The 13,460-nt window shown below is 23.3% G+C and carries 18 protein-coding genes; 16 read left to right on the forward strand and 2 right to left on the reverse strand.

All coding sequences use genetic code 11. The features are described 5' to 3' along the window. Nucleotides 1-6: 6 nt before the first annotated feature. From ACTG46_RS19980 to ACTG46_RS19990, 3 genes are all read left to right on the forward strand, one after another. The gene (locus ACTG46_RS19980) at nucleotides 7-405 is read left to right on the forward strand and encodes a hypothetical protein (protein ID WP_479924185.1); all 399 of its coding nucleotides are present in this window, start codon (nucleotides 7-9) and stop codon (nucleotides 403-405) included. Between the two features lie 30 nt (nucleotides 406-435). Further along, nucleotides 436-894: a hypothetical protein gene (locus ACTG46_RS19985; RefSeq protein WP_479924186.1), complete on the forward strand. Its 459-nt coding sequence runs from the start codon at nucleotides 436-438 to the stop codon at nucleotides 892-894. Nucleotides 895-963: 69 nt separating this feature from the next. Continuing rightward, nucleotides 964-1,194 carry a hypothetical protein gene (locus ACTG46_RS19990; protein WP_479924187.1) on the forward strand — a complete coding sequence of 77 codons (231 nt, stop codon included), beginning with the start codon at nucleotides 964-966 and terminating at the stop codon, nucleotides 1,192-1,194. A gap of 72 nt (nucleotides 1,195-1,266) precedes the next feature. On the opposite strand, the gene ACTG46_RS19995 is transcribed toward ACTG46_RS19990, so the two are convergent. Further along, entirely contained in the window at nucleotides 1,267-1,935 is a 669-nt protein-coding gene (locus tag ACTG46_RS19995) for a hypothetical protein (protein ID WP_479924188.1), read from the reverse strand. A gap of 179 nt (nucleotides 1,936-2,114) precedes the next feature. Here ACTG46_RS19995 and ACTG46_RS20000 point away from each other — a divergent pair, with 179 nt between their 5' ends. The 5 genes from ACTG46_RS20000 to ACTG46_RS20020 are packed head-to-tail and all read left to right on the forward strand — an operon-like array spanning nucleotide 2,115 to nucleotide 6,356. Further along, on the forward strand, nucleotides 2,115-3,377 hold the full coding sequence (locus tag ACTG46_RS20000) for a DUF3440 domain-containing protein (protein ID WP_479924189.1): 1,263 nt from the start codon (nucleotides 2,115-2,117) through the stop codon (nucleotides 3,375-3,377). A 4-nt stretch (nucleotides 3,378-3,381) separates the two neighbouring features. Further along, nucleotides 3,382-3,792, forward strand: a complete 411-nt coding sequence (locus ACTG46_RS20005) for a hypothetical protein (RefSeq protein WP_479924190.1) — start codon at nucleotides 3,382-3,384, stop codon at nucleotides 3,790-3,792. Then, nucleotides 3,782-4,435, forward strand: a complete 654-nt coding sequence (locus ACTG46_RS20010) for an IbrB-like domain-containing protein (RefSeq protein ID WP_479924191.1) — start codon at nucleotides 3,782-3,784, stop codon at nucleotides 4,433-4,435. Before ACTG46_RS20005 ends, ACTG46_RS20010 begins: the two co-directional genes overlap by 11 nt. Then, nucleotides 4,436-4,942 carry a hypothetical protein gene (locus ACTG46_RS20015; RefSeq protein ID WP_479924192.1) on the forward strand — a complete coding sequence of 169 codons (507 nt, stop codon included), beginning with the start codon at nucleotides 4,436-4,438 and terminating at the stop codon, nucleotides 4,940-4,942. It abuts the gene before it with no gap. Continuing rightward, complete coding sequence (locus ACTG46_RS20020) at nucleotides 4,926-6,356, forward strand: DEAD/DEAH box helicase (RefSeq protein ID WP_479924193.1); 1,431 nt, start codon at nucleotides 4,926-4,928, stop codon at nucleotides 6,354-6,356. Before ACTG46_RS20015 ends, ACTG46_RS20020 begins: the two co-directional genes overlap by 17 nt. Before the next feature lie 63 nt (nucleotides 6,357-6,419). Here ACTG46_RS20020 and ACTG46_RS20025 read toward each other — a convergent pair whose 3' ends face one another. Next, nucleotides 6,420-6,989, reverse strand: a complete 570-nt coding sequence (locus ACTG46_RS20025; RefSeq protein WP_479924194.1) for a hypothetical protein — start codon at nucleotides 6,987-6,989, stop codon at nucleotides 6,420-6,422. A 230-nt stretch (nucleotides 6,990-7,219) separates the two neighbouring features. Here ACTG46_RS20025 and ACTG46_RS20030 point away from each other — a divergent pair, with 230 nt between their 5' ends. The 8 genes from ACTG46_RS20030 (at nucleotide 7,220) to ACTG46_RS20065 (ending at nucleotide 13,308) form a co-directional block, all read left to right on the forward strand. After that, nucleotides 7,220-7,522, forward strand: a complete 303-nt coding sequence (locus tag ACTG46_RS20030) for a hypothetical protein (RefSeq protein WP_479924195.1) — start codon at nucleotides 7,220-7,222, stop codon at nucleotides 7,520-7,522. Between the two features lie 40 nt (nucleotides 7,523-7,562). After that, a complete protein-coding gene (locus tag ACTG46_RS20035) occupies nucleotides 7,563-8,867 on the forward strand; it encodes a hypothetical protein (RefSeq protein ID WP_479924196.1) in 1,305 nt (434 codons plus the stop codon). Nucleotides 8,868-8,877: 10 nt separating this feature from the next. Beyond that, nucleotides 8,878-9,279: a hypothetical protein gene (locus ACTG46_RS20040; RefSeq protein ID WP_479924197.1), complete on the forward strand. Its 402-nt coding sequence runs from the start codon at nucleotides 8,878-8,880 to the stop codon at nucleotides 9,277-9,279. 477 nt (nucleotides 9,280-9,756) lie between these two features. Continuing rightward, a complete protein-coding gene (locus tag ACTG46_RS20045) occupies nucleotides 9,757-9,960 on the forward strand; it encodes a hypothetical protein (protein ID WP_479924198.1) in 204 nt (67 codons plus the stop codon). Between the two features lie 67 nt (nucleotides 9,961-10,027). Next, nucleotides 10,028-11,251: a hypothetical protein gene (locus ACTG46_RS20050; protein ID WP_479924199.1), complete on the forward strand. Its 1,224-nt coding sequence runs from the start codon at nucleotides 10,028-10,030 to the stop codon at nucleotides 11,249-11,251. A gap of 1 nt (nucleotide 11,252) precedes the next feature. Continuing rightward, entirely contained in the window at nucleotides 11,253-11,777 is a 525-nt protein-coding gene (locus ACTG46_RS20055; protein ID WP_479924200.1) for a hypothetical protein, read from the forward strand. Nucleotides 11,778-11,788: 11 nt separating this feature from the next. Continuing rightward, the gene (locus ACTG46_RS20060; protein WP_479924201.1) at nucleotides 11,789-12,334 is read left to right on the forward strand and encodes a hypothetical protein; all 546 of its coding nucleotides are present in this window, start codon (nucleotides 11,789-11,791) and stop codon (nucleotides 12,332-12,334) included. 233 nt (nucleotides 12,335-12,567) lie between these two features. Beyond that, nucleotides 12,568-13,308, forward strand: coding sequence for a hypothetical protein (locus ACTG46_RS20065; protein WP_479924202.1), 741 nt, complete (start codon nucleotides 12,568-12,570; stop codon nucleotides 13,306-13,308). Nucleotides 13,309-13,460: the final 152 nt, after the last annotated feature.

Below are 13,460 nucleotides of genomic sequence, written 5' to 3' on the forward strand. Positions count from 1 at the left end.
TTTATAGTGAAAGAAAATAGGATGTTTAAAATTATAGATGCAGATAGCCTTTATTATATGCTTGAATTCCAACTTATAGATATACAAGATGATGATATAATTTTAGATGTTTTTGGAGAAAAAGAAAGATTCAAAGAAAGTATGCTTAAGGAAATTACTAAAAAGAAATTTTATTTTTCAGTAAATAAAACAAATAAAATAGTTGATGAAATTGAAGCATTCAATAGAGAAGAAGCTATAGTCATATATAAAGAGAAACATAATACAAAAACAATTAATGGTATAAAAGTCACTAGAGAAAAAAGTAAAATATATATCAAGTGTAAAAATAGAGAAAATGAAGAAATAAAACAGAAAATAAAACAGATTAAAAGGTCATTAGCAGAAGCAAAAAGAAATTTATAAATTACTTTTCATTTTAAAGGAGATTTGGATATGTATAAAAGTTTAGATAGTGAAAATGTTAAAGAAATAATGGAAAAGGTAGCTCATATAAAAGCTTGTGAGGAAAATCTAAAAGAATATTCATTAGAAGGCTTATCAGAAGTTTATGATGATTTTTGTGAATCTGAAGATAAAGATATAGATAAATTTATTAAAGCTTATAATGATTTTATATATATTAAAGAAGAAACTCAAGATAATTACTTAGTTATGTTAGGATTTGCACAAACCTTATCTGAAGCTTGTGATATTTCTAACCACTTCGCTTCAAGAAATAAAAAAAGTAAGTTAGAAGGAAGATGGCTTTCTGTCAAAGAAATAGCTGAATATCTAGAAAAAGATTATTATGTTCATATAGTAAAATATAAAAATAAAAAAATAGAGAAAAGAATAGAGAAAACAATAGAGTCTATTGATGAACTAAGAGAGGCCTGCAATTCAATTATTTAATTATGCTGATAAAATAATTATTAAAATGCTATAATATACATGATAAACTATAATGAAAGGGTGAATGTAATGAACAACAAAGAATTTAGTATTGATATTAAATGCTCAATATCTTTATCCTTTTTTGAAATTATTTGTTATTTAGTCATTGTATCTATAGTATTATTAGGTTTGTCTATTTTATTTAATCATAGAATAGAATCAATTCCTGAAGGTGTATTAGGTATGACGATTGGATTTGTAATATTTAATTTTACTAAAAGTTTTGTTGAGAATAAAAGAAGTAATAAAAATAAATAATTTAAAGACCTCTTGATATAATTTAATTTATTTATTAAGGGGTCTTTAAATTTTATATATAATATAGATTTTTTATTTTCTAATAAGATTTTTTCTTCTCAATATATTTAAACAAGCTTTACAAGTCACTTTTTGATTATATTTTTCCCCATTAGTACTAAAAGCTTCAGCTAGAGTTCTATATCCTTTTAATTTACTCTTTGAATCTTTATCGCTATTACAAAGTAAATCCTTACTATTTCTTTTTAATCTACCATCCACAAAGGGTTCTAATAACTCAATATGAACAACAGATTTACTATATGTTCCATCTCCAACTGAAGAGGCATTAAGACCTGAATCAACCATGCAATGAACTGGTCGCCAAAGTACATTTAAAAGGATTTTTTTATTAAATTCAATAGCTTCTTTTCTATTTAATATGCTTTTTTCTAATGCTACTTTTTTCTTATATTGTTCCTCTTTTAATTGTTCTAACATTTTAGTTTTTTTTAATTTTTCGATTCTCTCATATTCTGCAATGCTCATTCCATAGAAAAAACCATTTTTTTCAATAATAGCTATAGTATCATTTTCATTAAGATAACTAATATCATTAGAATTTATTATACCTAGGTCTGAAAAAGATGTTATTATTTTGTATCCTTTAAGTTTCCCAACTACATAGCCATTTTTATGGATTTCAGATATGATAGAATCTAAAAAATTAAAATCAAAATAATTGCTACTTAGTTTAAACATAAATACCTCCGAATTTACCATATAATTTTGATATAATTATGTATAATATTTATTATATCATTTAAATTAATTTATCTTATAAAAGATATATTTTTAAATATTATATATAGTGTTTAAAAATGTGATTCTATATAGATAAAAATAATAGAGTTATAGATTAATTATTAAGGAGTAATGTCATGAAGATTTACAATGAAAAAAATGTACTAGAAGCTTCTATAGAACGTCTAAGATATATATTTAATAACTTTGATAATATATATTTTAGTGTAAGTGGAGGTAAAGATAGTTCTGTTATGGTGCAACTAGCAAATATGATAGCAAAAGAAATGAATAAGAAATTTGATGTATTACACGTAGATTTAGAAGCTTGGTATAAGGCAACTGATGAACACTTAAAAGAATTAAAAAAATTATCTCAGATAGATAATTTTTATCATGTTTGCTTAGAATTTACAGAAGACAATGCAGTTAGTCAATTTGAACCTACATGGATAACATGGGATGAAAATTGTAAAAGTAAATGGATTAGGAAAATGCCAAAAGGCAAAAACATAATAAATATTAAAAATAATATATTTGATTTTTATGAACGAGGTATGATATTCGAAGATTTTATAGTTGACTTTGCTAAATGGTATAGAGATAAAAATGATGGACCTGTGGCTTGTGGAGTTGCTATTAGAAGCCAAGAAAGTTTAAATCGTTATAGAACTATTGCGAGTACAAATAAAAGCACTTATAAGGGCTTACAATGGACAACAAAAATAGATTTAGATATATATAATTTTTATCCAATTTACGATTACTGTACTGAAGATATTTGGGGAGTGGTTGCTAAATATGATTTAAAATTTAATCAGATATATGAAATGATGTATAAAAATGGTGTTGGAATTCATCAGCAAAGACTTTGTCAGCCTTTTGGATTTGACCAAAGGGTAGGTCTTGACCAATTTAAGTCAATTGAGCCAGATACTTGGGAAAAATTATTAAATAGAGTAAGTGGAGTAAATATGGGCTGTATATATTGTAGGACAGAGCTATTAGGCCATATAAAAACATCTAAACCTAGCCATATGAGTTGGGAAGAATACACTATATTTTTATTAGAAAGTATAGGTATATATGCTCCTGAAGTAATGGAGCACTATATTGAAAAGATTAAAAGAGTAATATGGTGGCATAAAGAAAAATGTAAAACAGAGTTAACTGATGATATGGAGCATGGTAATGATAATAATTGGTGTTCTTGGAAAGAAATTGCAAGAGCTATAGAAAAAAATGATTTTTGGATGAAACGACTATCTTTTGGAGAGACAAAATCAGGATATGAAAAGTTAAAAAAGATTAGAGATAAATATATTAATTATTTTGGTGTTAATGAAATAAATAAAAGCTTAGAAAAATATGAAAATAAATTTATATCAAAGGATGATTAGAATTATGATATATAAAGTATTTAAAAATAATTATAATAGAAAAGAATTTTACTCATTAGTTGGTAAGTATTTTGCTGAAAAAAAATATAAATCAAAACTTGAATATCTGTCAAATGAAGATAATTATATTTGGATAATAGCAATTGAAAACAATGAGGCTGTTGGATTTACTGTATTTGAAGAAAAAAAGAATCTTATTATATTTGACTACACATATTCAGAAATAGCAGCAATAGAAAAAGAACTCTTAAAGAGACGTTTTTATTTAATAAAAGATATTAACAAAGCTATTAAAGTAGATTTACTAAAAAAAGATTGTGATATTAAATATTGGTTAGAGAAAGGTTTTATAGTAACTAGAGAAAGTAAAAATTATATTTATTTAAGAAGAGAGGCTAGAAAAAGTGATAGATAAGTTGATAGAAGAGTTGAAGAAAGAAATAGCAAAGTTACCTTTTGATGAAAAGGTGGATGCCCTTAATAAAGTTAAACTATCTTTACATGATATATCTCCATTTAAAGAACAGCCTGTTGATTCTGTTCTTTGGTTTAAAAGTGAAAATATAGAAGCAAATAGTTATAATCCTAATCGAGTAGCTACTCCTGAAATGAAGCTTTTGCATGAATCAATAAAGGAAGATGGATATACTCAACCAATTGTTGGATATGAATATAATAAAAATAGGATTGAAATTGTAGATGGTTATCATCGAAATAGAGTTGGTAAAGAATATAAAGATATAAATGAAAAAGTTCATAATTATTTGCCTGTAGCAATAATAGATAAACCTATTGAAGAAAGAATGACAAGTACAATAAGACATAATAGAGCACGAGGTCAACATACTATTTTGGGATTAAGTGATATGGTGTTAGAACTTACAAAATCTGGATGGAGTGATGAAAGGATTTGTAAAGCTTTTGGAATGGAACTTGAAGAGGTTATAAAGTTAAAACAATTTACAGGTTTAAAGGATTCCTTTATCAATCATGAATTTAGTCCCTCATGGGAAGCATTACTTGCTAAAATTAAACATTTGGAAGAAGATGGTGAATAATTGGAGCTTGAAAAATTATCAAATGAGGAATTAATTTCTTTGGTAGAAGAGATAAAAAAAATAATTTATAAGAGAAGAAAAGAAATAGAAAGAATAGAAAACACTATTGAAGAAATACAAGGTAAGTATGAGTTTGAGTTTAATGCTAAAAGAAAAGATAAAAGACCATATGTAGCAAAACTTAGATATAAATATAAAACTGCTACATTAGATTGGAAATTTGAATATTTGCCTTTTTCAAAGATAGATGGTTTTTTTGTAGTTAGAGGTATATATTATGCTAAGGAAAATGATATATTAGATATATTAAACTCAGATAAAAGAAGAATTTGCATTATAAAAGATGGAGATTTGCTTGAATTATTTGACCCAGATAAATCAAATGGTTCAAATAATCTTTTAACAGTTAAACAAGCTTTAAAAGGCGATTTTGATTATAATAATTTGATTGAATATGTTACAGGGGAAATAGATGAAGAGAGTGTTTTAGATGAACTTAAAGACTGAATTATATGAACATCAACAAATAGCTTTTAATAAATTAAAAGATATAAAAGCTTGTGCATTATTTATGGATACAGGAACTGGTAAAACAAGAACTGCACTTGAATTTGCTAATTACAGATTAGAAAAAAATAAAATAGATACAGTGTTTTGGATATGTCCTGTATCAACTAAAGAAAATCTTATTAAAGATATTATAAAACATTCTAATTATAGTGTAGAAGATATTGAACATTATAAAAATCAATTTATTTGTATTATTGGAATAGAAACAATATCTTTGTCTAAAAAATATTATTCAAAGTTACTTAGTTTAATTCATAAATCAAGTATGATAATTCTTGATGAAAGTCACTTTATAAAAAATTATAAAGCAAAAAGGAGTGAGAGGATATTAAGTTTACAAAATAATATTGAATATAGAATTATAATGACAGGAACTCCAATTACACAAGGAATATGGGATTTGTATACACAAATGTATTTTCTTCATCCTAAAATTTTAGGATATAATTCTTTTCATTCATTCGCAAGAAATCATCTTGAATATAGTAAGCATTACCCAGGATTAATTTTAAGAGCTCATAATATAGACTATATTACAAAAAAAATAAATCCTTATCTCTATCAAGTTAAAAAGGATGAATGTCTAGATTTACCAGAAAAAAATTATCAAGTAAGATATTTGCATATGAGTAAGGAACATCAAATTTTTTATAATTATGTAAGAGATACTATGTTTAACCAAATAGATTTTGAAAATTTACAAAGTGTTGATATTTTTAGAATGATTTGTTATTTACATAGAGTAGCAAGTGGATATATTAATACAGATTTTTTTACTAATGATTATGATTTTAATAAAAAAAATAATAAAAAAGTGAACTTTTCATATAAGAATTATGATAGAGTTAAGGTTTTACATGAAATAATAGAAAGTATAGATTTAAATAAAAACAAATGTATTATTTGGCATAAATATAATAGTGATTTAGAATTTATTGAAGAGGAATTAAAGAATTTAAAATACAGTAAATTAAATGGCCATTTAAGTTATAAGGAGAGGACAACTCAATTGAACAAATTTATTTATGAAGATAATAATGTCCTTATAGCGAACATAAGTACTGGCTCTACGGGTTTAAATCTACAAGTAGCTAATTATATGATTTATTATAACAATACATTTGATTATGCTAAGAGATACCAAAGTGAAGATAGGATATATAGGCTTGGACAGAGTAAGAATTGTCATATAATAGATATTATAGCTAATAATACAATTGATATAAGAATAAAAGAAAGTATAGATAGAAAAGAAAGCCTGGCTACTTCGATTAGAAGGGCTATAGATAAAGTAAAGGATAATAAGGAAGAAATTCAAAAATTTAAAGAAAATTTTTTGAATATTATTTAACTATTAATATTAGATATAAAAAGTTTATGTTATTATATAGCATAAGCTTTTTATATCTTTGATTTAATTCTCTTCTTGCGCTAAGATTCTAAAAAATTCTTTTGTTTGCTCAATGTGCAACTCATTTTCTAGAGGTGTAAAAGGCATTTTAGGTTCTAATCCAAAATGTAAATTACTTAGGCCTGAAGCTTTTATCTCTTTTGAAAGCTTTAAACATTCGTTTAATAATTCAGTATCATCTTTTAGATATTTTTCTATGTTATTTATAAGAATATCTATTCCTTGTCCATATGTACGATACATTCTTTCTCCAGTTAGAATTTTATCTAAATCTCTATATGTTCTAAAAATCTTTGTATTTTTCTTTTCTGCGCCATATTTAAAACGTAACTGTAAATTAACTAATCTTTTTACTAAATTTACAAAACTTTTATATTCTCTAAAAGTTTTATTTTGCCCATATTTCATTTCAAGAACATCTTCATCAAAAATCCAAGTATTTCCTTTTTTTATACAATCTTCATTTATTATAAAATATCCATTCCTAATTAACATTCTGAAATTAGCTTCTGTCTTATTATATTTTTTAGCTGCTTCTGATATAGATAAAAGTTTTTCAAATCTTTTATTCATTTTTTATCCTCCTATTTATTTATATATTTATAGAATAACATAAATTTACTAAAACGTAAATAAAAACACAGATAAATATATTAAAAAATATATTTTTAATATAAAAATCATAATAAATATATTTTAAAATATAAAAATATATTAAAAAATATAAAAAATGATTGACTTAGTAACTAGAAAATAATATTATTTAAGTATAAAGAACTTTGATTATCAAGGAGGATGTAGATATGATTTTCAATTTTAATATAAAAAGTGGAAATAAATGTACAGTACATTTAAAAATAAATAAACAAAAATTAGAGATTGCAAAATTAGAAATTGATGATAAGGTCATAAAGGATACAAATGAAAAAGATGTGTATTTTAAATATTTATACAATGATATTAATAAAGAAGAAAACCTATATATAGTAACAGAGAGACTTGTTGCTAGAAACATTTCCAGGCTTTTAAAAATTCAACCGAGCTATAGTGTAAATATACTTGTACCTAAAGAGCTAGAGAAGGAATATTTAAGACATACAGTTTAGCCTTCACAAAAACTAAAGAATTTAGGAGAATTATACTATTATGAATGAAAATGTATATATAACAATTGGTAAAGAATTAAAGCAAGAACTCAGTGAAAAAAATGCATTTAGATTTTGCAATGACATTATAGTATGCCTTTCTAAAAAAGATATAAAAGAAGCTCATTATATTATAAGTAACTGTTTGGAAAGTAATAATATAACACTTAGAAAAGATGTTTTTAAAAATATTTTAGATTCAGGTAGTGAAAATTATAATATTGGTTTAATATTGCAAGAGTTAATACAAAGTGATGAGTATGATTCAAAGGATAGTAATTTAAAGCTTGGCGAAAATCTTAAGAATAAATTATCTAAAGAAAATCGTTTTTATGTATCTAATGAATTGATAACATATCTTTTATGTGAAGATAAAGAACTGATTTTTTATACTATGATAAAGTTGCTTTCTAATTATAATATTACTATTCCAAATCAATTTATAAAAAAGATATTAAAAAATTCTATATACAACTTAAATAAGCAAATTGGTGATATTATTCAAGGGCTTATGCAAGATAATAATTATGATGCTGAAAATGTATATAAGGATATTGGCCAAAAGCTAAAAATGAAGTTATCTGAATTAGATGAAAGAGAATGTTTTAGAATCTCAAAAACAATTATAAATGCTCTTTCATTTGGGCATATAGATTTTATTTTTTATACATTAATGAATTATTTATCAGCTTGTGAGATTTTCATTCCAGCTGATTTTGTAAAAAAGCTTTTGAATGCTCGAAGAAGCGATTTAAATAACAAGATTAGTTATATAATACAAGAGCTACTTCAAAATGATAATTCTATCGAAAATGATAGATATGAGACTTTTTTAAATAATTTAAAAGACAAGCTTAGTGAAGAAGATTGTTTTAAATTCTCAAATGATACTATAAAATTTCTTTCAAATAATGATAAAGAAGGTCTTTTTTATACTATAGTAAATTATTTAGCAATTTATGAGATTAAAGCTCCTAAAGGTTTTATAGAGAGCCTATTAAAAAGCTCAATATCTGATTTAAATGCTTCTTTAGGAATTATAATACAAAAACTAATACAAGATAGTAAGTATAATAATGTATCAACTATTGGAGAGAAATTAAAAAAGCAATTGAACATAAAAGAACGTAAAAACCTAGTAAACAAAATAGAATACTATATTTCAAGAAATAGTAGAGAAAATGTTTTTTATACTATGATAAATTATTTATCAATTTACAGAATACACATATCAAATAATCTAATAAAAAACATTTTATCTGGTTCAATGTCTGAAATAGAGTCTATTATAACTACTATTGAATAGGACTTTTAATATGAATAATAAGATAGCTAAAAAGCTTTTAAAATTAATAAATGCTGATGTTTACTCTGAAGAGTGTAATTGGAATTTTTTAGAATCTATTTCAATTAATGAATTCAAGGAATTTATAATTATGCTTGAAGAGCTAAATGTAAATAATATAGCTAAATATAATAATAATAAAATTGATTTAACTATATTATTAAATATTATATATAATTATGATAATTTTATAAAATGGTGTAATTCAAATAAAGATAATAATACATGGGATAAATATTGTATGTTTGATAAAAAAAGTTATGAATTTGTAGTAAAGAAACACATTAATGAGGTAGTATCTAGTTCTAAAGAATACTTTGAATTTTGTAGAGTAGATATTATAAAAAAGCTTGAAGAAATATTAATGTACTAGGACCAGATTTGAAAACTTAAAATAAAGAATATAAAAAATAATAGGGGCTGATGGTATGCAAGGTAAAGTTATCAATTATAAAAAAGTAAATAAGATACATAGTAGAAATTATATTCTACTCAAAGCTCTTCGAAAAATATGTAATGAAACAGTTAATCTTATATTAATAGGTAGTTGTTTTTTAATATGTTTATTTGTAAGTATTGTTATTTGTACTATATTTAAAATGATTAATATAATGATTTAATGAAAAAGGTCTAGTTTAGATAACTAGACCTTTTTTTATTGTATATATTAATAGATATATATACAAATATATATTTATATATATGTCAATTAAAATTGAATAACAAATACAAATATATATTTATATATATCAATTAAGATTGAATAACAAATATAAATATATATTATTAAATATAATTATTAGAATAATAAATATTATTACATATAAAATAAACAAAGGAGATTACAATTATGGCAAAGAAAAAGAAAAAGAAATCTAATATAAATAAAAATGTAGTAAAAAAAGATAACTTAAAAAATAAAAAAGAATGTCATAAGAATAAAAATGAAGAAGATTTATTGAAATTATATGTAAACTTTTCTATAGTAATAATATTTGTTTACAGCTTCTGTAAGAGCTTTGAATGCTTATATAATACTATTATGACAAAATAAGCTTTGAACTCATTACAGGCTATTTATATTTTAATGATAAAAATAATTGGTAGGTGATAATACATATATGTTAAATGATTTTGATAAAGAAAATAAGATAAGGTATATATACTATAGTAATTTTACAATGAAAGATATTTTGAACTTATACAGATTTATTAATATGAATATATATAATAAAAAGCATTTATTTGAAATAAATAAAAATATTTTATATATTTATTTCTCTAAGACACACAACTATAGAAATATCATATCAAATGAATATTTATATAGTTTAACTGAAAAGCAACTCTTTAATAGTATACATAACATTATGTCAGATATAAATTTAAATATTGTATATTTGAATAGCTTAAATAAACATGATTACTTAGATGAACCAGATACTCTGTATAATATAGACTTTACAGAGGCTGATTATTTATCTCTAGGTTGTAATTTAAATAATAATATAAATAAAAGTAGGTCTAAGTTAAAAGCTATTTATATATTCTCTATGTTTATTATAATAACATTTATAGGTATTAATCTGAATAGCATTAAATCTACACTTGATGAATTTATATCTGTTAAAGACATTAAAGTCTCTGATAATGATAAAAATACTCTTGGTAATAATTATAAAAAAGAAGAATTGTCTTTAAGGAAAGCTATTAATTCTTTGCCTAAAGACAATAAGCTACTTGATAATAAAGAGTATAAGGAATATACAAATAAGTATTTAAGTCTAAAGGTTAAGTATCCAGCTACTTGGGAAGTAAAAGAAAACATAGCTACTATACAAAACTTAGTAAGAGAATCTAAAAATAACCATGTATTTGATTTAGCTTATGATAAAGCTGAATTAGCAGGTATATTAATTGAGTTTATAGCTAATGACCCTTTTGAGACTAGAATAAGTTTAGGTGTATCACCACTCGAATCAAATGTGCCAATACAAAGTTTAGCATCTATTTTAGATGAGAATATTGTAAAACAGATAGATAAGCAAATAAGAATAAACATAGAAGCTGATGGAAATAAAATAATATCTAATAAAGGAACTCATATAAAAAAAATAGATAAAAATGAAGTAATTGTAAGCGAATATATATTTGAAAATACTAAAAAGGGAAATACAGCTACATCAGTAATACAAGTAATTTGCCCCAATGGGTTGAATAATATAATTCTAACAGCAGTATCTAAACAAGGTGAGAATTCTATAGATAAATATAGTATTTTAACACAAATGTTAAAAACTTTGGGTGCATATGATATAAATAAAGAATTGATTGAGGTTGGATAAAATGAATGGAATGAAAACATATATAGAGTACATTAAAAATATATTAAGAGAAGTTAATGGATATGAACATATAGGTGTAACTGATTCAATTGATATGACTTCACTCTATTTAATTGTTAAAGATATTGACATGTTAATGCAAATATCAAGTTATATAACAACAAAAGAGTATAGATTTATAAAGAGCGAAGATTATCTAAGCAAAAATATATTATCAAATTTAGAAACAGTCTTGATGTGTGATGTAGATAAAAATAAAGTAGGAGATATAAAAAAACATTGTGGTATTTTATTAGATGAAAGCTATAAAATTAACTCTGATTCTTTTAAAATTGATTTTTTATCTGAAGAGAAGAATGATTATATTTATATAAGTTATTTATCAAAATCTTTAATAGATGATGAGTTAGATATATGTGATAATGATTTTAAAGAAAGGAAACAGATATACAATATTGATGAAAAAATGGCTTCTACTATAAAAACAATAACAAATAAACTTAATCTAATAAATAATAAGAAATAGAGGTATATATAATGAAGAAATCACAAGGTATAATTATAAGTATTGTGTTACTGCTTATTACTATAGGGATATATTTTTTATCAAATAATATAAATAAGAAAGTAATTACTAATGAAAATAAAGATAAAATAGAAGCAAAAAAAACACAACATCAGGATAACACTGATATTAAAATAAATAAAGAGGATAAAATATCAAATAAAAATGAAGTAGATAGTAATAATATAGAAGAATCTTTAGTTCAAACATCATCAATAAAAGAAATATCAAGCGATATATTACAATATTTTAATGCACCGAAGACAGAAATAATGATTGTTTCAAAGAAAAAAGTAATGTTAGCAGATTTAGATAAAAGTAGTAAAAGTGGTAAACAAATATTATTTGCATTGGAACTTTTAAATTCAGATAATGAAACAATATCATTATATGTTAATCAAAATATATATAATACTATAGATATAGGTAATAAATTAAATGTTTTATATAGTATATATATAAATGATAATGGTATAAAAATACCTTTTCTAAATGAAGTAACAAAAATTGTTGAATAATCATATATAATTAGATATATATATTGAATATTTAGATGATATATATCTAATTATATATTTTATTTTTAATTGACTATTATCTTCTCTACGTTTAAAATATATATTGTAAACAAATATAAAATATAAAAACTAAAATTTATATTATTTAATGATATTATTAAATAATAATAGATAAAATAACAGATAATGTATTCATACTATTAAATATATTTTAAAACAGGGAGGAAATAAATATGGCTTTAGAATTTCAAAAAGACCCCAACGAAAGTAATGCTACAATAGATTTAGTTGAGTATGGGAAAAATAATCTTTCAAATAAATCTGAAGATGAAAGGGAGAGCTTGGGTAAATATTCATCAACTTTAACTTTGATGAATTTTTTATCTTTAGGAAGTGATAAAAGAGCTCGAAGAAAACGTAATATTTCTCCAACAGGAGAAACAAATGTTTCACAAGAGCTTGCTCCAAAAAGAGTAGGAGCATTTTTTAAAACAGAAAGAGACATTGAGATTCCTCGAATAAGAACAGGTCTTGATGTTGAAACAGAACCTGTTGATATAGAAAAGGATGTTACGTATGAAGTAATTAAAGCTGGTGAAGAATTTGAAATGACTATACATGAAGCAGCATTAGTACTTATAAGAGATGACTTCTGTGGATATTGCAATTTTGATGGTGACCCTAAAGGTGCTAGAATAACTTTTAATACTAGGTCATATAAGAAAAATGAAGATAAAAGATGTTGGCCTACTCCTTGGATTTATGTTAAGGATGCGTCTGAGATAGTAATTGATGAGTTAGACCCTATAACGAGAGTTTGGAAAATTAAACCTGAATTTGAGAAACGTTATGGACATCTTATAGGAAAGAAAAAGAATATTAAAAAAACTAATGTTCTTAATCGTTCAGAGTTGGTTGCTCTTGGTATACAAAAAATACTTGGTGTTGATGGTAATGGAAAGCCAATAAAATAAAAATATAAACAATAAAAAAAGAGACTTTTAGTCTCTTTTTTTGTTTGTATTTTTATATAAATATATAAGATAAATATTAAAAGAATGTATAAGATATATTTAAGATATAAATATAATAATATAAAAAACATATTAATATGAAAATATTTATA

Source organism: Clostridioides sp. LIBA-7678 (genome assembly GCF_056716065.1).